Source organism: Pseudomonas sp. IT-P395 (assembly GCF_949767675.1).
Classification (GTDB): domain Bacteria; phylum Pseudomonadota; class Gammaproteobacteria; order Pseudomonadales; family Pseudomonadaceae; genus Aquipseudomonas.
This window is the reverse complement of record NZ_CATKPW010000008.1, coordinates 113,357-135,009: the sequence shown is the minus strand read 5'-3', so window position 1 is coordinate 135,009 and position 21,653 is coordinate 113,357. Positions and strand designations below refer to the sequence as shown.

General features: G+C 60.6%; 18 protein-coding genes. 16 read left to right on the top strand and 2 right to left on the bottom strand.

The features are described from left to right. Positions 1-45 precede the first annotated feature (45 nt). Genes ACM6IN_RS07385 through ACM6IN_RS07375 form a run of 3 tightly spaced genes read left to right on the top strand, consistent with a single transcriptional unit; the run spans position 46 to position 2,386 of the window. Positions 46-621 (top strand): YfiR family protein, encoded by a 576-nt coding sequence (locus ACM6IN_RS07385; protein ID WP_007911622.1) that lies wholly within the window; start codon positions 46-48, stop codon positions 619-621. After that, the gene (locus ACM6IN_RS07380) at positions 618-1,886 is read left to right on the top strand and encodes a diguanylate cyclase domain-containing protein (protein WP_123375823.1); all 1,269 of its coding nucleotides are present in this window, start codon (positions 618-620) and stop codon (positions 1,884-1,886) included. Before ACM6IN_RS07385 ends, ACM6IN_RS07380 begins: the two co-directional genes overlap by 4 nt. Before the next feature lie 47 nt (positions 1,887-1,933). Next, a complete protein-coding gene (locus ACM6IN_RS07375) occupies positions 1,934-2,386 on the top strand; it encodes an OmpA family protein (RefSeq protein WP_414915684.1) in 453 nt (150 codons plus the stop codon). Here the strand turns inward: ACM6IN_RS07375 and ACM6IN_RS07370 are convergent. Then, the gene (locus tag ACM6IN_RS07370) at positions 2,383-3,330 is read right to left on the bottom strand and encodes a LysR family transcriptional regulator (protein WP_414915683.1); all 948 of its coding nucleotides are present in this window, start codon (positions 3,328-3,330) and stop codon (positions 2,383-2,385) included. The genes ACM6IN_RS07375 and ACM6IN_RS07370 overlap by 4 nt on opposite strands. A gap of 149 nt (positions 3,331-3,479) precedes the next feature. Here ACM6IN_RS07370 and ACM6IN_RS07365 point away from each other — a divergent pair, with 149 nt between their 5' ends. Then, positions 3,480-5,006 (top strand): CoA-acylating methylmalonate-semialdehyde dehydrogenase, encoded by a 1,527-nt coding sequence (locus ACM6IN_RS07365; RefSeq protein WP_095114177.1) that lies wholly within the window; start codon positions 3,480-3,482, stop codon positions 5,004-5,006. Positions 5,007-5,015: 9 nt separating this feature from the next. Further along, positions 5,016-5,918, top strand: coding sequence for a 3-hydroxyisobutyrate dehydrogenase (mmsB, locus tag ACM6IN_RS07360; RefSeq protein ID WP_414915678.1), 903 nt, complete (start codon positions 5,016-5,018; stop codon positions 5,916-5,918). A gap of 161 nt (positions 5,919-6,079) precedes the next feature. Here the strand turns inward: mmsB and ACM6IN_RS07355 are convergent, their stop codons facing one another. Beyond that, the gene (locus tag ACM6IN_RS07355) at positions 6,080-6,424 is read right to left on the bottom strand and encodes a cupin domain-containing protein (protein ID WP_007911615.1); all 345 of its coding nucleotides are present in this window, start codon (positions 6,422-6,424) and stop codon (positions 6,080-6,082) included. Between the two features lie 513 nt (positions 6,425-6,937). Here ACM6IN_RS07355 and ACM6IN_RS07350 point away from each other — a divergent pair. From ACM6IN_RS07350 to ACM6IN_RS07300, 11 genes are read left to right on the top strand one after another with little or no spacing between them, the layout of a single operon-like run. Next, positions 6,938-7,507 carry an acyl carrier protein gene (locus tag ACM6IN_RS07350; protein ID WP_414915677.1) on the top strand — a complete coding sequence of 190 codons (570 nt, stop codon included), beginning with the start codon at positions 6,938-6,940 and terminating at the stop codon, positions 7,505-7,507. A gap of 8 nt (positions 7,508-7,515) precedes the next feature. After that, the gene (locus tag ACM6IN_RS07345; protein WP_414915676.1) at positions 7,516-8,790 is read left to right on the top strand and encodes a beta-ketoacyl-[acyl-carrier-protein] synthase family protein; all 1,275 of its coding nucleotides are present in this window, start codon (positions 7,516-7,518) and stop codon (positions 8,788-8,790) included. Position 8,791: 1 nt separating this feature from the next. Then, positions 8,792-9,850 carry a beta-ketoacyl synthase gene (locus tag ACM6IN_RS07340; protein ID WP_414915675.1) on the top strand — a complete coding sequence of 353 codons (1,059 nt, stop codon included), beginning with the start codon at positions 8,792-8,794 and terminating at the stop codon, positions 9,848-9,850. Then, positions 9,847-11,142 (top strand): beta-ketoacyl-[acyl-carrier-protein] synthase family protein, encoded by a 1,296-nt coding sequence (locus ACM6IN_RS07335; RefSeq protein WP_414915674.1) that lies wholly within the window; start codon positions 9,847-9,849, stop codon positions 11,140-11,142. Before ACM6IN_RS07340 ends, ACM6IN_RS07335 begins: the two co-directional genes overlap by 4 nt. After that, on the top strand, positions 11,139-12,347 hold the full coding sequence (locus ACM6IN_RS07330) for a beta-ketoacyl synthase N-terminal-like domain-containing protein (protein ID WP_414915673.1): 1,209 nt from the start codon (positions 11,139-11,141) through the stop codon (positions 12,345-12,347). Before ACM6IN_RS07335 ends, ACM6IN_RS07330 begins: the two co-directional genes overlap by 4 nt. 54 nt (positions 12,348-12,401) lie before the next feature. Next, the gene (locus ACM6IN_RS07325) at positions 12,402-15,272 is read left to right on the top strand and encodes an aminotransferase class III-fold pyridoxal phosphate-dependent enzyme (protein WP_414915672.1); all 2,871 of its coding nucleotides are present in this window, start codon (positions 12,402-12,404) and stop codon (positions 15,270-15,272) included. A 9-nt stretch (positions 15,273-15,281) separates the two neighbouring features. Then, positions 15,282-16,019: a 3-oxoacyl-ACP reductase family protein gene (locus ACM6IN_RS07320; protein WP_007911596.1), complete on the top strand. Its 738-nt coding sequence runs from the start codon at positions 15,282-15,284 to the stop codon at positions 16,017-16,019. Next, positions 16,016-16,780: an SDR family NAD(P)-dependent oxidoreductase gene (locus tag ACM6IN_RS07315; RefSeq protein ID WP_077570926.1), complete on the top strand. Its 765-nt coding sequence runs from the start codon at positions 16,016-16,018 to the stop codon at positions 16,778-16,780. Before ACM6IN_RS07320 ends, ACM6IN_RS07315 begins: the two co-directional genes overlap by 4 nt. Before the next feature lie 2 nt (positions 16,781-16,782). Next, on the top strand, positions 16,783-18,081 hold the full coding sequence (locus ACM6IN_RS07310) for a DUF1302 family protein (protein ID WP_414915671.1): 1,299 nt from the start codon (positions 16,783-16,785) through the stop codon (positions 18,079-18,081). Between the two features lie 59 nt (positions 18,082-18,140). Beyond that, a complete protein-coding gene (locus ACM6IN_RS07305; protein WP_150705838.1) occupies positions 18,141-18,977 on the top strand; it encodes an outer membrane lipoprotein-sorting protein in 837 nt (278 codons plus the stop codon). Positions 18,978-19,010: 33 nt separating this feature from the next. After that, positions 19,011-21,626 (top strand): efflux RND transporter permease subunit, encoded by a 2,616-nt coding sequence (locus tag ACM6IN_RS07300; RefSeq protein ID WP_414915670.1) that lies wholly within the window; start codon positions 19,011-19,013, stop codon positions 21,624-21,626. Positions 21,627-21,653 lie beyond the last annotated feature (27 nt).

The window sequence follows — 21,653 nt, the reverse complement described above, 5'->3', positions numbered from 1 at the left end:
CTATCGTTGCGGCATCATTTCGCTACGATCCAAGAGAATCCCTGCATGAAGGTGTCTGTCTGGGCGACAGGGCGCGTAGTTGTCTGCAAGCACGCGTTGCTTGTCGGTCTGCTCTGGTTGTTGACGGGGGCGGCTGTCGCACAGTCGCAAGCGCCGACGGGCATGGCCGAACAACGGGCCAAATCTGTCACTCAGGTCGTTCTTGGCATTCTCAGCTACGCGCGCTGGCCGGTGGAGCCGGCGCAATTGCGCCTGTGCATCGTTGGCCCGACCGAATACACCGACGACTTGGTCAAAGGCACCACGCAAGCCACTGGCCGGCCGGTCACCGTACGTCGCCTGCTGGCCGACAACCCGGCCATCGTCAGCGAATGCGATGCGGTTTACATCGGCAAACTTACGGCGGATGAACGCACTCGCTTGTTCGCTTCGCTGATTGGTCATCCAGTACTGAGTATCAGCGAAGGTGGCGATCAATGCACGGTCGGTAGCCTGTTCTGCCTGCGCGTTGGCGATGAGCAAGTGTCCTTCGAGGTCAATCTCGACTCCGTTGCCCGCAGCGGCGTGCGCATTCACCCCAGCGTGCTGCAATTGTCGCGTCGCAAACCGGCGGCACCATGAACCTGTTCAGATCGAATAGCCGCCCAACGCTGGGCTCGGTCATTGGCCGAGGGCATTTGACGGTCGCGCTGGTGGGCGTGGCGATGGCCAGTGTTTCGCTGACGTTGCTCGGCGTACTGGCGTTACGGGTTTATGCCGATCACAACCTGCATTTGATCGCCCGTTCGATCAGCTACACCGTGGAAGCCGCAGTAGTGTTCAACGACAAGACGGCCGCCAACGAATCGCTGGCGCTGATTGCTTCTGCCGAAGAGGTCGCTGATGCCCAGGTACTGGACAGCCAGGGACAACTGCTCGCGCATTGGCAACGCCCGGAAAACGGTTTGTTCTCTGAGCTGGAAATGCAGATCACCCGCGCCGTCCTGGAAAAACCCATCAGCCTGCCGATCGAGCATCAGGACCGTGAAATCGGTCGTGTACTGCTCACCGGTCATGGCGGCAGCCTGATGCGTTTTCTGCTCAGCGGTCTGGCAGGAATCATCCTCTGTACCGCGATCAGCGCCTGGGTCGCGCTCTACCTGGCGCGGCGCCAGTTACGCGGAATCACCGGCCCCCTGCGCAGCTTGGCCGCCGTGGCCCACGCCGCACGCAGCGAACGAGCGCTGGACCGCCGTGTACCACCGGCGCAGATCGCTGAGCTGGACAACCTCGGCAATGACTTCAACGCCTTGCTCGACGAACTGGAGTCGTGGCAAACCCATCTGCAAAACGAAAACGAAACCCTCGCTCACCAGGCCAGTCACGACAGCCTGACCGGTCTGCCAAACCGAGCGTTTTTCGAAGGACGCTTGATCCGCGCGTTGCGCAATGCCAGCAAACACGATGAGCGCGTTGCCGTGTTGTTTCTCGACAGCGACCGCTTCAAAGGCATCAATGACAACTTCGGCCACGCCGCCGGTGATGCGGTGCTGGTGGCGGTGGCCAATCGCGTTCGTGCGCAGTTGCGCGAAGAAGATCTGGTGGCGCGGCTGGGTGGCGACGAGTTCGCCGTGCTGCTCACGCCGCTGCACAAGGTCGAAGATGCCGAGCGTATTGCCGACAAGATCCTCGCCAGCATGGACATGCCCATCGCGCTGCCGGGCGACACCAGTGTGGTGACCTCGCTCAGTATCGGCATTGCGGTTTTTCCCGATCATGGCGCTACGCCCGGGGCCTTGCTCGATGCTGCCGATGCGGCGATGTATCAAGCCAAGCGCCTGTCGCGCGGCGCCCAATTCACGGCCGGGGCGGAGCACCCGGTCGATTCCGTTCAAACCAGGAGCTGACTCTCGTGTTCACACTGTCCATTCGATCTTTTTACGCTGTGCTGTTGATGGCCGTTCTGGCCCTGACCGGTTGCCAGACTGCGCCACAAAAAGGCCTGAGCCCGGCGCAAGTCGCGGTCCTCAAACAACAGGGCTTTGAACTGACTGACGAGGGCTGGGAGTTTGGCCTGTCCGGCAAAGTGCTGTTTGGCAGCGACGTCGAAAGCCTGAATACGCAAAGCACCGAGATCGTCGAACGCATCGGCAAGGCATTGCTGGGTGTCGGCATCGAGCGCGTGCGCGTCGATGGTCATACCGACGCATCAGGCAAGGAAACCTACAACCAGCAACTGTCGCTGCGCCGTGCCAAGAGTGTCGCCAACGTGCTGGGCACGGTCGGCATGAAACAAGAGAACATCCAGTTGCAGGGCTTGGGCAGCAAAGAGCCAGTGGCGTCCAACGATACGGCGGCCGGTCGCACGGAAAACCGCCGGGTCTCGATTGTGGTCAGCGCCGACTAGTCGGCGAACTGCATTTCGCGCGTCTTGCCCATCAACAGATCCTGATTTCGCTCAGTCACCTCACGGATGTAGTCCCACAACAGGGTGATCCGTTTCAACTTGCGCAGATCCTCCCGGCAGTACATCCAGAACTGCCGGGTGATGTTGATTTCCTCCGGCAGTACCGGCAGCAGGCGCGGATCTTGAGCGGCGAGGAAGCACGGCAGAATCGCTAGAGAACGCCCTTGCTGCGCGGCGACAAACTGTGCGATCACGCTGGTGCTGCGCAAGTTGGCGCTGGCACCGGGCAGCACATTCGCCAGGTAGAGCAGCTCCGAGCTGAACGCCAGGTCATCCACATAACTGATGAATTGATGCTTGCCCAAGTCTGCCGGGCGGCGGATCGGTGGATGTTGGTCCAGATAGTCCTGGGTTGCGTAGAGCTGCAAACGGTAGTCGCATAATTTGCAGCAGACGTACGGTCCATGCTCCGGGCGTTCCAGAGCAATGACGATATCGGCCTCGCGCTTGGACAGGCTGATGAAGTGCGGCAGCGGCAGGATGTCCACCGAGATCGCCGGGTAGGCGTCGACGAAATGGCTCAGCTGCGGGGTGATGAAAAAGCTGCCGAAACCTTCGGTGCAGCCCATGCGCACATGTCCAGAGAGTGCCACACCGGAGCCGGAGACTTGCTCGCAGGCCATGTGCAATGTGCTTTCGATCGACTCGGCATAACCGAGCAAACGCTGGCCTTCGGTGGTCAGGACGAAGCCGCTGGTTCGCGACTTCTCGAACAGCAAAGTGCCCAATGCCGCTTCCAGCGAACTGATCCGCCGCGACACGGTGGTGTAGTCGACAGCCAGCCGTTTGGCGGCGGTACTGGCCTTGCGGGTGCGGGCGACTTCGAGGAAAAACTTGAGGTCGTCCCAGTTCAGCGAGCCTAGCGAGGTGATGTTTTTTTGCATGATGGACGGGCTTATATGTGCGTTCTTATTAGAAGTTTGCACATCTATACTCCAAAAACAGTCCGACAACCAATTCGTGACACACGCCTCATCTCAAGGCGAACCTTTCGCCTTGGCTCCTACGATAAAAACAAGTTTCGGAGACCAGCATGAACGCATCGCTTACGCCCAACGAAACCACGGTCCAGAAGGTCAAGCTGCTGATCAATGGCGAATGGGTCGAGTCGCAGACCACCGAGTGGCACGACATCGTCAACCCGGCGACCCAGCAAGTGCTGGCCAAAGTGCCGTTTGCCACTGCCGCAGAAGTGGATGCCGCCGTCAGCGCTGCACAGCGCGCCTTCCAGACCTGGAAGTTGACCCCGATTGGCGCGCGCATGCGCATCATGCTCAAGCTGCAAGCGCTGATTCGCGAACACTCCAAACGCATTGCCGTGGTGCTCAGCGCCGAGCAGGGCAAAACCATTGCCGACGCCGAGGGCGATATTTTCCGTGGCCTGGAAGTGGTCGAGCACGCTTGCTCGATCGGCAGCCTGCAAATGGGCGAGTTCGCCGAGAACGTCGCCGGCGGTGTCGATACCTACACCCTGCGCCAGCCAATCGGCGTGTGCGCCGGCATCACGCCGTTCAACTTCCCGGCGATGATTCCGCTGTGGATGTTCCCGATGGCCATCGCTTGCGGCAACACCTTCGTCTTGAAGCCGTCCGAACAGGATCCGCTGTCGACCATGTTGTTGGTCGAGCTGGCGATTGAGGCCGGCGTTCCGGCGGGCGTGTTGAACGTGGTTCATGGCGGTAAAGATGTGGTCGATGGCCTGTGCACGCACAAGGACATCAAAGCCGTGTCCTTCGTCGGTTCGACCGCTGTCGGTACCCACGTTTACGACTTGGCCGGCAAGCACGGCAAACGCGTGCAATCGATGATGGGCGCGAAGAACCACGCCGTGGTGCTGGCCGACGCCAATCGCGAGCAAGCGCTGAATGCGCTGGTCGGCGCCGGTTTCGGTGCGGCCGGGCAACGTTGCATGGCCACCTCGGTGGTGGTGCTGGTCGGCGCGGCGAAACAATGGTTGCCGGATCTGAAAGCGCTGGCGCAGAAACTCACCGTCAACGCCGGCAGCGAGCCGGGCACCGATGTCGGTCCGGTGATCTCGAAAAAAGCCAAGGCGCGGATTCTCGACCTGATCGAAAGCGGCATCAAAGAAGGCGCCAAGCTCGAACTGGACGGTCGCGACATCAAGGTGCCGGGCTACGAGCAAGGCAACTTTGTCGGTCCGACCCTGTTCTCGGGCGTGACCACCGACATGCAGATCTACACCCAGGAAATCTTCGGCCCGGTGCTGGTGGTGCTGGAAGTCGACACCCTTGATCAGGCGATTGCGCTGGTCAACGCCAACCCGTTCGGCAACGGCACCGGCCTGTTCACCCAGAGCGGCGCGGCTGCGCGTAAATTCCAGACCGAAATCGACGTCGGTCAGGTCGGTATCAACATCCCGATTCCAGTGCCGGTGCCGTTCTTCAGCTTCACCGGTTCGCGCGGTTCGAAACTCGGCGACCTCGGCCCGTACGGCAAGCAAGTGGTGCAGTTCTACACGCAGACCAAAACGGTCACGGCGCGCTGGTTCGATGACGACAGCGTCAACGACGGCGTGAACACCACTATCAACCTGCGCTGAGGAACTGCCATGAAAATCGCATTTATCGGTCTGGGTAACATGGGCGCGCCGATGGCGCGCAACCTGATCAAGGCCGGCCATTCGCTGAGTCTGGTCGACCTGAACAAAACCGTGCTGGCGGAGCTGGAGCAACTGGGCGGCTGCATTCGTGCTTCGGCGCGTGAGGCTGCCGAGGATGCCGAACTGGTGATCACCATGCTGCCGGCCGCTGTGCATGTGCGCAGCGTCTGGCTCGGTGAGGACGGTGTGTTGGCTGGTATTCGCCAAGGTGTGCCGGCAGTGGATTGCAGCACCATTGATCCGCAGACGGCCCGCGATGTGGCAGCGGCTGCGGCGAAACAAGGCGTAGCCATGGCCGATGCGCCGGTGTCCGGTGGCACTGGCGGTGCAACGGCGGGGACGCTGACCTTCATGGTCGGCGCCACTCAGGAACTGTTCGCCACCCTGCAACCGGTGCTGGCGCAAATGGGCCGCAACATTGTGCATTGCGGTGAAGTCGGCACCGGGCAGATCGCCAAGATCTGCAACAACCTGCTGCTGGCCATCTCGATGGTTGGCGTCAGCGAGGCGATGGCGCTGGGCGATGCACTGGGCATCGACACGACTGTGCTGGCCGGGATTATCAACAGTTCAACCGGGCGCTGCTGGAGTTCGGAGATGTACAACCCGTGGCCGGGCATCGTCGAAACGGCACCGGCCTCGCGTGGTTATACCGGTGGGTTCGGTGCGGAACTGATGCTCAAGGATCTGGGGTTGGCGACCGAAGCGGCGCGTCAGGCGCACCAACCGGTGGTGCTCGGCGCGGTGGCGCAGCAGTTGTATCAGGCGATGAGTCAGCGCGGGGACGGTGGGAAGGATTTCTCGGCGATAATCAACAGCTATCGCAAGCCTGCAATAGAAGGACAGCGCTGAACAAACTGTGGGAGCTAGCCTGCTAGCGATGGCTGAGTGTCAGGCAACTCATTTTTGCCAGATTGATCGCAATCGCTAGCAGGCTAGCTCCCACAGGGATTTGAGTGAATCTGGGACATTTGCCGGGAAATCACGTCGGGTGATCTCCCGGCTTTTTTGCATCAGGCAAACACGAAATATTTGCGCACGGTCTCGACCACTTCCCACGTGCCTTTCATGCCCGGTTCAACCACAAAGATATCGCCAGCACGCAGGTGAATCGGCGCCATGCCGTCCGGGGTGATCACGCAGTAGCCTTCCTGGAAATGGCAGTACTCCCACTTCACATAATCAACGCGCCACTTGCCTGGTGTGCAGATCCACGTGCCCATGATCTTGCTGCCGTCTTCGCTGGTGTAGGCATTGAGGTTGACGGTGTGCGGGTCGCCTTCGAGTTTTTCCCATTTGCAGGCGTCGAGTATCGGCAGCGGGTGGGTGTCGCGCAGAACGGTGATAGGGGCAGTCATGTGTCGGCTCCAGACAAGGCGATCAAACGGAAGCTGCACCCTATAGCGCCGTGCCTCTGCCCAGATGTCTGTGCTCGACATTCAGATATCCATAAACGCTGCCAGCGTTTTACGGATGGAAGCGTAAACCTTCCAGCAAAATCAATTAACGGCAGTACTGATCTAAAACAAAGGTTATGAAGTTATAACTATTTTACTTGTCTGGTTTTTGCTTTTAGTACGTCGGTTCCGTTGTGTCCTTAGTTGCTTTCGATAGTCAGCCTGCCCGATAGCGCGGGCGCCCCACCATACCCCGTCTTTGTTAAGTAAATAAGTCGTTCGCCGCACCAAGGAGGTGCGGTGTCTGTGGGGTTTTGCAGACTTTTTTCGAGTTGTAAAAAAACCTTGAATAGTTCGTTGACTCTCCCCTTAAGGGCAGAGTTTAGATTCCCGCCGCGTGAGAAGTTGCTGTGGGAAAAGTTACTTTTCATAAGTCGAATTCATGAAGTAGTCACGACATATAGGGAGATAGAAATGAACAATCCATTGGACTTGGAACATGTCGTTGCCAGCACTCGCGAAATCCTCGCACAGCTGTTGGTGATGGATGCGAATGACATCGAAGAAAACAGCAGCATTGTCGAAGACCTCGGTGCCGACTCGCTGGACATCGTCGACCTGAGCTTCCAACTGGGCCGCCAATATGGCTGCACACTGCCGAAAACCAGCGTGCTCGACCATGCAGTGGCGGTTTGCGGTGATGCCAGCGAGTTTCTCGCCAACGGTCGCATTACCGAAAGCGGCAAGCACCTGCTTGAGCAAAGCCTCAGCGCCTACACCCCGGATCAACTGAAGGCGGGCATGCAGCCGGCTCAGGTGTTCGCCGCGACCACCGTGCGTAACTGGGCCAACCAGTGCCGCAATCTTTTCAACTACCTGCCGGCGACCTGCCCGGATTGCAACGCCCACCAAGCGATTCTGAACGAGCGCCAGCAAGTGGTCTGCGGCGCGTGCAGTGCGCGTCTGGTGCCGGCGGATGGCGATGAAGTGTCGCGTCAATTGGTTGAGCAGTTTGCTACCACTCACACCAAAGAAGCGGTGTAGGAGTTCTCATGCGGGCACGAGAAGTCTATGTGAGCGGGTTCGGTCTGGTGGCGCCCATGGCGCTGGACGCTGCCACGTTGTTCGAGCGGATTTGCCGGAAGCAATCCTGTGTCCGCGAACATCCCCGGTTCAAGGCACTGGGATTCAACAACAGCGCAGCCGGGTTTATCGACGATACGCAGTGGCAGCGGATCGGCGCCGGTTTCGGCGGCAACGCGGCGCTGCACCCACGGCAAAGTGTGCTGGCCGAATACGTTGCCCGGCAGGCGCTGGAGCATGCCGGCCTGACGCCGGCAGACTTTGCCCACAGTCGCAGCGGTCTGTTCCTGGGCGCCAACAAATGCTGTGCCGACAGCCACGACCTGCAGCGGCTCAGCCGTTGCATGGACGAGGCCGGCCGCGTCGACCTCGACCGTCTGCTGGACAGTCCGGCAGCGTCCAGCGTGCCCTTCATCCGGCGCGTCGATCAACAGACGCAACACCTGGCTGATCGGCTCGGCATCCGCGATCACATCTCGACCCATTCCGATGCCTGTGCCGCCGGCACCATGGCCATCGGCAGTGCTTACCGGGCCATTGAGCGCGGCGAGATCGATCTGGCTATCTGCGGCGCCGTCGAACTGATGGCCAATGAATTGCCTTATTACATGTTCAACAGCCTCGGCGCGCTCTGTCAGGCCGACTTGCCGGCGAGCGAACAGAGCCGCCCGTTCATGCCTGACCGTAGCGGTTTTGTCCTCAGCGAAGGCTCGGCGATGGTCATTCTCGAATCCGCTGAACACGCGCAGCGGCGCAAGGCTGCGCCACTGGGCCGGGTGTTGGGTTATGCGAATGTCTGCGAGGCGCAGAAAATGACCTCCAGCAGCCGCGATGGCAGTAAATACGAGGAATGCATGGAAGCAGCAATCGAGGACGCCGGGCTGCTGCGCAGCGCCGTGCAACACGTCAACACCCACGGCACCTCCACGCAGGCCAATGACAGTTGTGAAGCGTTGGCGCTACAGCGTCTGTTCGGCGGATGCCAGGACTTCATGACTTTCACCGCCAACAAGTCCGCCATCGGCCATTCACTGGCAGGCAGTGGTGCGATCGAAGCAGTGCTGTCGCTGATGAGCCTGCGTGACGGCGTGCTGTTGCCCACTCTGAATTACGCCCCCGAGCGTGCCGAATACCCTTCGCTGAAGTTCTTGAGCGAGCCGGTACGACAGCCGATCAGCGTGGTGATGTCCAACTCGTTCGGCTTCGGCGGCATCAATAGCTCGCTGATTCTGGGGAGGGCATGACATGAACCGAGCCATCTATCTCAATGCCGCTGCGGTGCTGAACGTGGCGGGCGGTGAATGTGCTGACTTGCTCGGCACGCCCTGCGCGGCGCAACCGCTGGCATTTGATGCACAGCGTCAGGCGTTTGCCTTGCCGACGCCGCGACTGGCCAGTGACCTGTTTGATCGCAAGATCCAGCGCAGTGTCGAACCGCAGGGCTTGCGCCTGTTGCATTGCGCCGCACGGCTGGCGCCAGCACTGGCGGCGCTGCAATTGCCTGCCTCACGCATTGCCCTGACAGCGGCCATTCCTGAAGTCGATGCGCCGAGCCCTTGCTGGGATGCGGTGCAGGCGATCATCGAACAGCCACACAAACAACTCAGCCAATTGTTGGCCAACACACCGCCCCTGCATGCGTTGACCCTGCTCAACAGCAGCGTCATGGCTTATGTCGCCGAAGCATTGAGTTGCCACGGGCCAATGGGCGGATTTTGTTCTCAGGACAACGCCGGACTGGATGCGCTGATCGAAGCCTGCCAGCAGATTGGCGAGCGGCATGCCGACGCCGCGTTGGTGGTCAGCAGCAGTCCGAACCTGACGCCGGCCCTGTACCTGCGCGAGCCCGATCAGGCGAGCGAACCGATTTTCGGTGAGGGCGCCGCGGCGCTGTTGCTGGCGTCGACACCTGCGCCGGGTGCGGCACACGCCGTGCGCATTGCCGGGTTTGCCCGTGGTTACAGCACCGATCCGCAACGCTCTGTGGTGGTGGGGCGGCGCGTGATCGACCAGGTCCTGAGTGTCGAGAAACTGCGAGTCGGCGACGTCGAGCATATCGTCGGCAATTGCGCTGACGGGCAAGTGATGAAGTTGCTCGAAGCTTTCCCGCGCGAGATTCGCAGCACCCGCACCATGACCGGTGAACTGGGCGCCAGCGGTTTGCTGACAGAAGTCGCACTGACACTGCACCTGAGCTGTGAAGTAGCGGCGACGCCGGGCTACACGTTGCTTGTCAGCCACACTCGCGCCGGTCACTGGGGCGCATTGCTATTGGCCAGTGAAACCATGGAGAAGCACGCATGAGTGCGACACGGATTGTGATCACCGGCATGGGCGCCGTCACCGGTTTCGGTTTCGAATGGCAGACCCTCTGGGAAAAAATGCTCGGCGCCGAACATTGCGTGCGGCCATGGCAGCCGGACGACGTGCAAGAGGCGTCGTTCGCGGTGCGCTACGCGGCACCGGTCGACATGCGCCTGTTGCCGGAAAAACTGCAAAGCCATCCGGCCTGGACGATGCCGCTGGAAAAGCGCAGTCGGTTTGGCTGGGTGGCTGCCACGCAGGCAGTCGGTGACAGCGGCTTGCAGCCAGAACAGTTGCGGGGCGCGGCGGTGCTGTGTGCCTCGGGAGCACCGCAGCACATGCTCGCTGACATGCTGCTGACCGAAGCCCCGAATGGCGGCCCCCCGAGCTGGTCATACCTGATGTCACGGGCTGGCCAAGTGAATGCCGATGGCTCGCTGCGTCAGAGCAACGACCGTCTGGCGCGGGTAATCACCGACGACCTGGGCTGTGAAGGGCCGGTGATCAACATCAGCAGTGCCTGTGCCGGCGCTTCACAAGCCATTGGCAACGCCTTTCAGATGATTCGTCGCGGAGAAGTCAGCGTTGCGCTGGCGGGAGGCGCCGACTCGGTGCTCAACCTCGACACCATGGCCGCGTTGTATCTGTTGGGTGCCGCGTCGGGCGAGCAACGCTGGGGCGCTGATCTGTGCCGTCCGTTCGATCGTGACCGCAGCGGTCTGATTGCCGGCGAGGGCGGTGGTTTCGTTGTGCTGGAAAGCCTCGAACATGCCTTGGCTCGTGGCGCCACGCCGTATGCCGAGGTGTTGGGTTTCGGCAGCAGTCTGGACGCCTACAAGGTCACCGCACCGCAACCCGAAGGACGTGGCGCGGCACTGGCGATGCAGGCCGCGCTCGACGACGCCGGGCTGCGCCCGCAGCAGATCGATCTGATCAATGCCCACGGCACCTCGACGCCGCTCAACGACGTTGCCGAAACCCTCGCGATCAAAAGTGTGTTCGCCGAGCACAAGCATTATCGAACCCTGGCCGTCAGCGCCAACAAATCACAGTTCGGTCACCTGATCGCGGCCGCTGGCGCACCGGAATGCATCGTCACCGCGTTGGCCTGCCTCAACGATCTGGTGACGCCTACGGTGAACCTGCATGACGCCGACGAACAGTGCGATCTGGATTACTGCGCCGGTCAGGCGGTCAGCCGCCGAGTGGATTACGCGCTGAGCAATTCCTTTGGTTTCGGTGGCCTCAATACCTCGCTGGCCCTTGGCAAATATCGGGAGCATGGACAATGACTGACGCCACTGTACGTGTCGCGATCGCCGGCAGCGGTTGTGTATTGCCCACCGGTTGGGGCGTGGAGGGTTTCTGGTCGGCGGCCCGCGAAGGACGTAGCGCGATCTCGCCTCTGAGCTCTTCGCTGTTCCACAGCGAGAGGGTCATTGCGTTCGGACACGTCGCTGATCGGGATCATCAACGTAGCCGTCAGGACGTTGCACAAAACCTCCAGCGTTACTGCCCGCCGGCGGTGATCTGGGGCGTCAGTGCGGTGCGCCAGGCGTTGGCAGAAGCCGGGCTTGAACCGGGTCGCGACAACGTGCGTTTTGGTCTGTATTGCTGCCAGGGCGGTTACACCCATCCCTCGCTCGCGTCTTACGGCGAACTGCTGCACGAATGTCAGACCGAGACCGGTGCCGACATGCAGCGTCTGGCCAAACGCGTGTTGCAGGAGCGCGCACTCGATCCATTCCTGGTGCTCAAGAGCCTGAGCAACGGTCTGCTCGGCGTCGTCAGTCTGGCCTTGAAGCTTGAGTGCGAATGCAACGCCTACATGCAGGGCGTGGCCGGCAATCTGGCGGCGCTGCGCGAAGCCTGCGCGGCGTTGCAGAGCGGTCGGATCGACGCGGCCATTGTGGTGGGCGCGGGCAGTGAACTGGATCCGCTGGCGCTCGCCGCACTGGCCGAGGCGGGGGTCATCAGCACCGAAGGATCGCCAAGCCTGCGTGCCTTTGATCGCCAGGGCAGTGGCGGCATTGCCGGCGAAGGTGCGGCGGCGCTGGTGTTGCGTCGCGCCGATGACCTGCCGGCAGGCCCGCAAACCTGCCTGACCGCACTGTTCGCACACCCGCGTCTGGATTCGCTGAACCTGCCGGACAAACAGGTCGATCTGCTGATCAGCAGCGCCACTGGCGAGCCGCAAAAAGATGCCGATCTGGCCCGCACGCTGGCACGAACCGGTGCCGCGCACATCACCAGCAGCACATCGCTGACCGGCATTCTGAGTGGTGCACCGAGTCTGGTTGATCTGATCTTCGCCCGGGAGGCCTTGCAGGCGCAAAGCATCCCGCCGGTCAGTGGCCTGGAGCAACCGCTGGATGCGCATCTGCCATTTGTCATGGCTGAGCCGCGCGATGCCGTGCTGCACGATTGCCTGGTGATCAACCGTGACGACAACGGCTTCAGTGCCGGTTACCACCTCGAATTTCACGCGGCCGACTGACCGTCGGCACGCAACGAAACGCAGCTGATTTTTTACTCAAGGGATAGAACTGTCATGGATTACCGCGATTACGTACGGCCGAAATTCGTTGAATTGATGCAGGCCCTGGGCCTCGAATGCCAGTTCCACAGAGCGCTGGGCAGTAAATTGTTTTACCGCGACCGCCAGGGCGACGAAGTGACCGTCACCGACTTCCTCGGTGGTTACGGCGCCGCGCTGTATGGTCACAACGATCCGCAATTTGTCGATCAACTCGTCGACCTGTTGCGTGCCGATGTACCGTTCAACGCGCAGATGTCGGTGCGCGGTGCGGCGGGGCAGTTGGGGCGTGAACTCAGTGAAGCGTTCAACCGTGAGCTGAACAACAGCGAGCGCTACATTTCGACCTTCTCCAACAGTGGCGCCGAGTCGGTGGAAATCGCCGTCAAGCACGCCGAATACCGCCGTCAGAAAAACCTGCAGAAGCAATTCGACGAGCGCGATTTCGCTCTCGCCAATCTGGTCGCCAGCGACAAGGCTTACGTCGAACTGGACATTGACGATCTCGATTTGCCCGCCGGTCTGTTGCCGCAGAATCTGTCCTGCGTCACCGTGCGCCAAGTGGCCGAAGCGGTGCGTCAGCACAACCTGGCGCAACTGCATGTTGAGCCGGTGTTCCTCGCTGTGCGCGGCAGCTTCCACGGCAAACTGGTCAACACCGTTCAACTGACGTACGGCAAGCAGTACCGCAAGCCGTTCGCCCGTTTCGGCCTCAACGTCGAGTTCATCGACCCGCAGCAGCCCCAGCAATTGCAAGAACTGCCGGCCCGTCACGTACGTCACTGGCTGAGCCTGGAATGGAACGGCGAAACCCTGCAAGTGCGCCGCGAAGCATTCAGCGCGATCACCGCGGTATTGCTGGAGCCGATTCAGGGCGAGGGCGGCATCAACGAGTTCGCCAATGAGTTCTATCTGGGCCTGCGGCGCCTGTGCAACGAGCAGCAATGCCCGCTGATCATCGACGAAGTGCAATCGGGTTTCGGCCGCACCGGCACTTTGCTGGGTGCCAGCCATTTCAACTTGCAGGGTGACTACTACTGCCTGTCGAAAGCGCTGGGCGGTGGCCTGATGAAGATTGCCGCGACGGTGATTCGCGCCAGCCACTACGAAAACGATTTCAGCTACATCCACAGTTCGACCTTTGCCGAAGATGATGCGTCCTGCCATATCGCCCTGTCGGCCCTGCGCCGTCTGTTCGAGAACGACAGCGCGATGCTCAGGGACGTGAACAAGAAAGGCGAATACCTCAAGGCTTCGCTGCTGGAACTCAAGGCGGCCTATCCGGACGTCATCGCCGACGTGCGTGGCCGTGGCTTGCTGCTCGGTTTCGAACTGCACGACCTGACCGGCACCAGTTCGTTGGTTCAGGCCTCGGCGCAGTACAACGATGCGCTGGGCTACATCATCGCCGGCTACTTGCTGCAATTCGAATCCCTGCGCGTGGCGCCGTCGGGCAGCAACGCCAATGTGATCCGACTGGAACCGCCGGTGTGCATCACCTTCGAAGAGATCGATGGACTGATCGCTTCCTTGCAGAAAGTCTGCGACATGCTGCGCCGCCGCGACGCCTTCCCGCTGGCCGCCGGTGTGTGCGCCGACAGCATCGCTGACGTGCCCGCGCGCGAGGTCAGCTTCAAGGAGAGCGAAACCCGCCCAAAGTCTGACGAGAACGTGCGTGTGGTGGCTCGCGTGGCGTTCATCAACCATTTGATTGATTCGGACATGCTCAGCGACGTCGATCCTTCACTGTCGACCCTGAGTGCTGAACAGAAACGCGAGTTCATCAAGCGCATGGCGCCCGAGCGCCGAGCAGCGCCGATCGGCCCGGTGCAGATTCGCTCGAAACTCGGCACTGCCGTGGAGTTCACCCTGTACCCGCTGTGCATGGATTCCGATGCCATGGCGGCGTACATCGCCAGCGGCGATCTGCAGACCATCCGCGAAGAAGTCGGCAATCGCATCAAGGATGCCCGCGCCGATGGCTACACCGTCGCCGGCCTGGGCATGTACACCTCGATCGTCACCAACAACTGCCAGGCGCTGCAGATTCCTGACATGGCGCTGACCTCCGGTAACGCACTGACCATCGGCATGGGCCTGGAAGCCATCGAGCAGGGTTGCAAGCAGCAAGGCCTGGAACTGAGCGGGCAGACCGCTGCGGTGGTCGGTGCGGCGGGCAATATTGCCTCGACCTACGCCTCACTGCTGTCGACCAGCGTCGAGCACCTGATCCTCATCGGCAGCGGCCGCGACGGTTCCCTGCGTCGTCTGGAAAAAACCGCTCACCAGATTTACGCCGAAGCCGCCCGCGCGATCCTCAAGGGTGTCGCCGAACACGATCGCCTCGCCCGTCGCCTGCAGCAAATTGATGGAATCGATGGGATCTTGCAGTCCCACGGCAGCAGTGCCGATCTGGGGCAGCGCGTGGCAAAACTGGTCGAGGAACGCCTGGGCGCGAACGCCTTTATCACCGTCAGCAACGATCTTGATGTGCTGAAACAGGCGCGCATCGTGCTCTGCGCGGCTAACGCACCGCAGCCGTTTCTTTTCGCCGAGCACTTCGCCGAAAACAGCGTGATCTGCGACATCGCCGTGCCGCTGAACGTTGACCAGAACCTCGCCAGCCAACGCTCCGACGTGCTCTACATGCACGGCGGCATCGTGCAGACGCCGCTGGGCGATGGCCTGGTGAAAAACGTTCGGGCCTATCTCAAGCAAGGTCAGTTGTACGCGTGCATGGCCGAGTCGGTGCTGATGGGCCTGTCCGGTATGAAACAGCACTACTCCTACGGCGACATCAGCCGCGAGCAAGTGCAGCAGATTCGAGCACTGGCCGCGACCCACGGCTTCAGCCTCGCGCAATTCAAAACCGATAACTCGCTTTAAGGAACGGTCATGCCGAATAAAGTAGCAGTGGTGACCGGTGGCAGTCGTGGCATCGGTCGGGCGATTGTCCAGACCCTGGCCGGGGCGGGTTATCAGATCGCGTTCAGTTACGTACGCGATGAAGTCGCGGCGATGGCCTTGCGCGATGAGGTTCAGGCGTCGGGGATCGATTGCCTGGCGTTGCAGTGCGATGTCAGCAGCGGCGACAGCATCAAGGCGTTTTTCGAGCGGGTCGATCAGCATTTTCAACGTATCGATCTGTTGGTCAATAACGCCGGCATCACCCGCGATGGTTTGCTGGCGACGATGTCAGCGCGCGACCTGGTCGAGGTGATCCAGACCAACCTGATCGGCACGATGCTCTGCTGTCAGCAGGTGGTGCCGGGCATGTTGCGCCAGCGTAGCGGTTGCATCGTCAACATCAGTTCGGTGGCGGCACAGAAGCCCGGCAAAGGCCAAAGCAACTATGCCGCTGCCAAGGGCGGGGTCGAATCCTTGACCCGTGCCTTGGCGGTGGAGCTGGCGCCGCGCAACATTCGCGTCAACGCGGTCGCCCCGGGCATCGTCAAGACCGAGATGAGTACGGCGCTGATCGGCAGTCAGGAAGAAGAAATTCAGTCGCGTCTACTGATCAAACGCTACGCCGAACCGGAGGAAATTGCCGAAGCGGTGCTGTACCTCGCTGATCGCGGTTTGTACCTGACCGGGGAGGTCCTGTCGGTCAACGGCGGGTTGAAAATGCCATGAGCCGGACCATTCTGATCACCGGTGCGGCCAAAGGCATCGGCCGCGCGGTTGCCGAGAACTTTGCCGCCGACGCCGACAATCGCTTGATCCTGCTGGATCTCGATCTGGCCGAACTGCAGCGCTGGGTCGACGAGCGACAGGAGCAGATCAAGGCGCGGGTCGAAACCCATGCGGCGAACATTGCCGACCTGCCGGCCATGCAAGCGTTCTTTAAAACCCTCGGATCGCAAGTCGAATACGTCGATGTGCTGGTCAACAGCGCCGGCATCTGCAACGAGAACGAGCCGGAAGACCTGCACAACTGGCACAAGGTGATTTCGGTCAACCTCAACGGCACGTTCTACGTGACCTCGCTGTGTCTGGCGCTGATGCCGGACCGTGGGCGAATCATCAACATGTCGTCGATCCTCGGCCGTGCCGGCAAGGTGCGCAACACCGCGTATTGCGCCTCCAAGCACGGCATCGTCGGCATGACCAAGGCGCTGGCGCTGGATCTCGCTTCGCGGCAGATCACCGTCAACGCGATTCTGCCGGCGTGGATCGATACGCCGATGTTGCAGGGTGAGTTGGCGACGCAAGCGGCGATTGCCGGGTTGACCCAGGAGCAGATCGTGCGCAACGCGAAGAAGAAACTGCCGATGCGCCGTTTCATCCAGAGCGAAGAAGTGGCGGCGATGGTGCGTTACCTGGCCAGCCCCGAGGCTGGCGGGGTCACCGCGCAGAGTCTGGTGATCGATGGCGGTGTCGGGTTGGGAATGTAGCGATGCCTCGATTTCACAACAGTCACATCGTGGGTGCGGTGTGGGCGTGCATGGCTGCACCCGGCGCGATGGCCGAATTGACCGTCGCTGATCTCAAGCCCGATTACGCCGACGGTGAGGTCGGCGTGGCCACGGCCGTGCGTCTGCACGGTGACGATCAGGTCACGCAGAAAGCCGTGTATTTCAAGGCCAATCTGGAAAACAACTGGGAGGGTGGTTACTACAAGGCCAAGGGCCGCGTGCGTTATGACGCGCGCTATGACGGCAACAATCCGTACAGCGAGCGGGCGCGGGACAAGTACCGTTTCGACGCCGATTGGCGGCACCTCTACGTCGGCCATTCGCTGGGTGACGGAGAGGTGACGGTGGGCTGGCAGCAAGTAGTCTGGGGCCGCGCGGATGAATTGCGCGTGCTCGATCAGATCAACCCGCTGGACTATCGCGATGGCCTGACGCCGCTGCTCGAAGACAGCCGCATCGCCGTGCCCATGGTGCGTTTTGCGCAACCGGTGGGCGAGTGGGAACTGGAGGCGCTGTGGATCACTGACTTCGTGAAAAACCGGGCGCCGGTAGAGGGCAGTGAATTTGCCGCGCCACTGTTTGCTACGCCGGACCCGCAGTATTTCCTGCTCGATTCCAAACCCGGCTATGACGGCGACAAGGGCTATTCCTATGGCCTGAGCGCCAATGGCCGGATCGGCGCGGTGGACACCAGTTTTGTTGCCTTGAGCGCGCGTCAGCAGGACCCGGTATACGCGGTCGAAGGCCTCGCCGACGACGGCCGAACGCGGCTGGAACGGCAGTTTCCCCGTTACACCATGGGCGGTGCCGGGCTGGCGATCGACGCCGGGCACAGCATCGTGGTACGCAGCGAGGTGGCGTATTTCGACAATTGGCGAGTGACCAATCCGACCCGCGCCTACGGTGCCGACAGCACGCCCATGGTCAAGTCGCTGCTGGGCGTCGACTACCTGTTGCGCGACTGGCTGATCTCCGCGCAGTGGCAGGAGCAGGTGTTGCTCGACTGGCAGGACGGCATGTTGCAGGACAAACACGAACCGCTGTTCACCCTGTCGGCCGAGGGCACTCATTGGCAGGACCGCCTCAAGAGTCGTCTGGTGGTCGCTGGCTCACCGCCGTTTCAGGACGACGCCTTGCTGCAAGGCATCTTCACCTACAAACCGGTCGACTACATCAAGCTCGGGCTGGAGGTGGACGTGTTCTTCGGCAAGCCCGAGAAGACTTTCGGCGAGTACAGCAAGCGCGACCAAGTGCGGCTGTCGGCCGGTTATCTGTTCTGACCCATCACGCCTGCCGCTCTTGCGCGCAGGTGCATTCATCCAACGAAAAGGAAGTTGTCATGTTGCCGTTTTTGAAAAGTCTGACCGCCGCCGCTTTGATCCTTGGCAGCGCTTGCGCCAGTGCCGCCGAGGCTGGCAATGCTGATGAGATCATCCGTCAGGTACGCGATCGCAATGACGGGAACAGCTTCATGTCCCAGGTTTCGCTGATCCTGCATGACAAGAAAGGCAATACCCGGGTTCGCGAGTTCACCTACCTGCAAAAGGATTACCCGGACAGCGACAAGTTCAGCATGTACTTTTCCGCACCGACTGACGTGCGTGACGTTGCCTTCCACATCGAAAACCCGCACGAAACCCTCGGCCTGGAAGACAGCCAGTGGATGTACCTGCCGGTCAGCCGCCAGACCCGCCGCATCTCCACCACCGACAAGCGTGGCTCGTTCATGGGCAGTGAGTATTCGTACGCCGATCTGGACAAGATTCGCGTCAAGGACTACTCGCAGAAACTCGTCGGCGAAGAACAGATCAAGGGCCGCGACTGCTACGTGATCGAGCGCGAACCCGCCTCCCCCGAAGTGCTGGCCAAGACCGGTTACAACAAGCTGAAGGTGTGGATCGACAAGCAGAATTTCCTGGTCATGCGTCAGGACTTCTTCGACGTCAAAGGTGTGCTGATCAAGCAGATGCGCACGCAGAAAGTCGCGACCATCGATTCGATCGACAGCATTGTGCTCAGTGAAACCGAGCACTTCATCGACGGCACGCGTTCGGAAATGCGCTTCAACCAGTTGCAATACAACGTTTCTCTGGAAGACCGCCTTTTCACCCAGACCGCCATCAAACGCGGGCTGAAAACCGGTGATCTGCCGGACTTTGCCGTGTCTGCCCGCTAAGCGCCGACCCCGACGACCTGGAACCGCATGATCATGGAAAGATATCTGAATTTCGTCGAGCGCTATGCGCGGGCGATTGTTTTCCTGCTGGTGGCGATTACGGCGTATTTCACTTATACGCTGGGCGCGCTGGTGTCCGACACCAACCCTTATCTGCTCAAGGAAAGCCACCCGGCGCGCAAGACCATCATCGATTTGCAGGGTGAGTTCACCGGCACGTTCGACTCGGTGATGGTGGCGCTGAACAACCCGCAAACGGTGTTCAACAAATCAACACTCAACGCGTTGTTTTCGATGTCGCAGTCGGTGCGCAAGATGATCCTGGCCAACGATGCCGACAAGGAGCAGTTGGCGCAGATCGTCGCCCGGCATCCAGACGACAGCCGTGCGCAGTTGTTGACCCGGGACATTCTCGAGGGTGGTTTTTCGCAGAACGATTACGCCAACGCCAAGGCATTGCGTGATCATGCTCAGAGCCAGAACTGGGATTCCCACGATCAGCTGTTCCTGACCTTTCTCGCCGAACGGATCAATCCGATTCGCGAAATGGCCTCGATGGGCGATCTGGAAAACATCGTCCTGACCGACGACGGCGAACTGTTGATCCACAAAACCCTGAATGCCTATGACATGGACCCGGCGCTGGTCGAGTCGCAGATCATGGGTAACGAGTTGATGGTCGACGGGGTGGTGTCCAAAGACAAGAAAGTCGCGATGCTGGTGGCCGAACTCGGCACCAAGCAGGACGACGCTCAGGCGCAACTGCGGGCTTATCAGATCGTGCGCGGCATCGTCGCGCAGTATCAGGCCGAGCACCCGGAGTACAAGGACGAAATCTTCATTGCCGGCATGCCGATCTTCATCGCCGCGCAGCAGGAAATCATCGATCACGACCTGGCCGTGCTGTTCCCGATCGTGTTTTTGCTGATTACCTTGCTGCTGATTTTCTTCTTCCGCAAACCGCTGGGCGTGCTGTTGCCGCTGTTCAACATTCTGTTCTGCACCATCTGGACCTTGGGCCTGATGGCGCTGTTGCGGGTGCCGTTCGACCTGCTGACCAGTGTGCTGCCGGTGTTCCTGTTCACCATTTGCTGCTCGGACGCCATCCACGTGATGGCCGAATATTACGAGCAGAAAAACGCCGGCAAGAGCAATCGTGAGGCCAACCGCGAAACCCAGCGCTTGATGGTGGTGCCGGTGGTGTTGACGACCGTGACGACCATCGCCACGTTCATGATTTCCACCACCAACAACATTGTCAGCATCCGCAATTTCGGCGTGTTCATGTCGATCGGCCTGACGGCGGCGCTGATTATTTCGCTGTTGCTGATTCCGGCGTGGATCTCCATCTGGGGCAAGGATCAGCCGCAGCAGGCCAAGGCTGAGGTGCACAAGGAATCGATCATCTCGCGGTATCTGGTCGCGTTCTGTGCCTGGATGATCCGCTTTCGCAAACCGATCCTGATGGTCATGCTGCCGCTGCTGGCGCTGGCCACCGTGTTCACCTTCCGCGTCGATATCGAAGACTCCGGCATTGCTTACTTCAAGCCTGAGAGCCACATTCGTGTGTCCGATCAGTTCATCAACCACGCCAAAGTGGCGGGCACGGCGCCGGGCTGGATCGCGATCGACAGCAAAGAACCACGCGGCGTGCTGACCACCGAAGTGGTGCAGTTCATCGACAAGCTCGACCACTTCATCAAGCAGCAACCGAACGTCAGTTACGGCTACTCGCTGGCCACCTACGTCAAGCGCATGAACCTGGTGCTCAACGACATGAACCCGGAGTATCTGCGGGTGCCGAATGCCGTGGAGAAAGTGACATCAGTCAATGACGACGGGCAGATCGAGCGTTTTGAGGTGCCGGGCAATTCGCTGATCGAGCAGCATGTGATGTTGTTCGAAAACGGTGGCGGTTCCGACCTGAACAACGTGCTCAACGCCGATTTCTCCAAGGCCTTGACCCTGTACACCATGACCTCGTCGGTCGCCAGCGACTATCAGGGCATGCTCGATCGCCTCGATGCCTGGTTGCTGGTGAACAAACCGGCGAACCTGGAGGTGACCCACGCGGGCACGCCGTTGATCTGGACGGGCGTCCTGCAGGAAATCACTCAGGGCCAGGTGCTGAGTTTTTCCCTGGCCTTGCTGGTCGTTACGCTGATGATGATGTACTGGCTCAAATCGGTGCGCCTCGGTGTGCTCGGCATGTTGACCTTGCTGACCACGTCGGTGACGGTCTACGGCTTCATGTTCCTGTTCGGTATCGAGCTGAACATCGGCACGACGCTGGTGACGTTCCTGGTGGTCGGGGTGGTGGATTACGCGGTGCACCTGCTGTCACGCATCAAGTTGCTGGTGCAGCAGGGCATTGAGATCGACGCGGCCATTTTGCAGGCGATGCACAGCGTTGGTCGTTCGACGGTGATCAACGTGGTGATCTTCTCCGTGGGTTTTATGGCGCTGCTGTTTTCCGACTTCAAGCCGATTGTCGATCTCGGCGCACTGGTGGCGATGGCGCTGTTTTCCAGCGGGGTAATGACCATTGTCCTGGTGACACTGGTATCGCCGTGGTTCTTTGCGGCGATTGCGCCGGTGCTTGCGCCGGCCCCAGCACTGCGCACAGAGGGGGAGCCGGTGCCGGGCTGATTTGCCAACGCACGGTCGCGCCTGCCC

Excerpts from the sequence above, each read along its gene's own strand:
- ACM6IN_RS07385 (WP_007911622.1), top strand. The coding sequence starts at position 46 with ATGAAGGTGTCTGTCTGGGCGACAGGGCGCGTAGTTGTCTGCAAGCAC.
- ACM6IN_RS07380 (WP_123375823.1), top strand. The coding sequence starts at position 618 with ATGAACCTGTTCAGATCGAATAGCCGCCCAACGCTGGGCTCGGTCATT.
- ACM6IN_RS07375 (WP_414915684.1), top strand. The coding sequence starts at position 1,934 with ATGGCCGTTCTGGCCCTGACCGGTTGCCAGACTGCGCCACAAAAAGGC.
- ACM6IN_RS07370 (WP_414915683.1), bottom strand. The coding sequence starts at position 3,330 with ATGCAAAAAAACATCACCTCGCTAGGCTCGCTGAACTGGGACGACCTC.
- ACM6IN_RS07365 (WP_095114177.1), top strand. The coding sequence starts at position 3,480 with ATGAACGCATCGCTTACGCCCAACGAAACCACGGTCCAGAAGGTCAAG.
- mmsB (WP_414915678.1), top strand. The coding sequence starts at position 5,016 with ATGAAAATCGCATTTATCGGTCTGGGTAACATGGGCGCGCCGATGGCG.
- ACM6IN_RS07355 (WP_007911615.1), bottom strand. The coding sequence starts at position 6,424 with ATGACTGCCCCTATCACCGTTCTGCGCGACACCCACCCGCTGCCGATA.
- ACM6IN_RS07350 (WP_414915677.1), top strand. The coding sequence starts at position 6,938 with ATGAACAATCCATTGGACTTGGAACATGTCGTTGCCAGCACTCGCGAA.
- ACM6IN_RS07345 (WP_414915676.1), top strand. The coding sequence starts at position 7,516 with ATGCGGGCACGAGAAGTCTATGTGAGCGGGTTCGGTCTGGTGGCGCCC.
- ACM6IN_RS07340 (WP_414915675.1), top strand. The coding sequence starts at position 8,792 with ATGAACCGAGCCATCTATCTCAATGCCGCTGCGGTGCTGAACGTGGCG.
- ACM6IN_RS07335 (WP_414915674.1), top strand. The coding sequence starts at position 9,847 with ATGAGTGCGACACGGATTGTGATCACCGGCATGGGCGCCGTCACCGGT.
- ACM6IN_RS07330 (WP_414915673.1), top strand. The coding sequence starts at position 11,139 with ATGACTGACGCCACTGTACGTGTCGCGATCGCCGGCAGCGGTTGTGTA.
- ACM6IN_RS07325 (WP_414915672.1), top strand. The coding sequence starts at position 12,402 with ATGGATTACCGCGATTACGTACGGCCGAAATTCGTTGAATTGATGCAG.
- ACM6IN_RS07320 (WP_007911596.1), top strand. The coding sequence starts at position 15,282 with ATGCCGAATAAAGTAGCAGTGGTGACCGGTGGCAGTCGTGGCATCGGT.
- ACM6IN_RS07315 (WP_077570926.1), top strand. The coding sequence starts at position 16,016 with ATGAGCCGGACCATTCTGATCACCGGTGCGGCCAAAGGCATCGGCCGC.
- ACM6IN_RS07310 (WP_414915671.1), top strand. The coding sequence starts at position 16,783 with ATGCCTCGATTTCACAACAGTCACATCGTGGGTGCGGTGTGGGCGTGC.
- ACM6IN_RS07305 (WP_150705838.1), top strand. The coding sequence starts at position 18,141 with ATGTTGCCGTTTTTGAAAAGTCTGACCGCCGCCGCTTTGATCCTTGGC.
- ACM6IN_RS07300 (WP_414915670.1), top strand. The coding sequence starts at position 19,011 with ATGGAAAGATATCTGAATTTCGTCGAGCGCTATGCGCGGGCGATTGTT.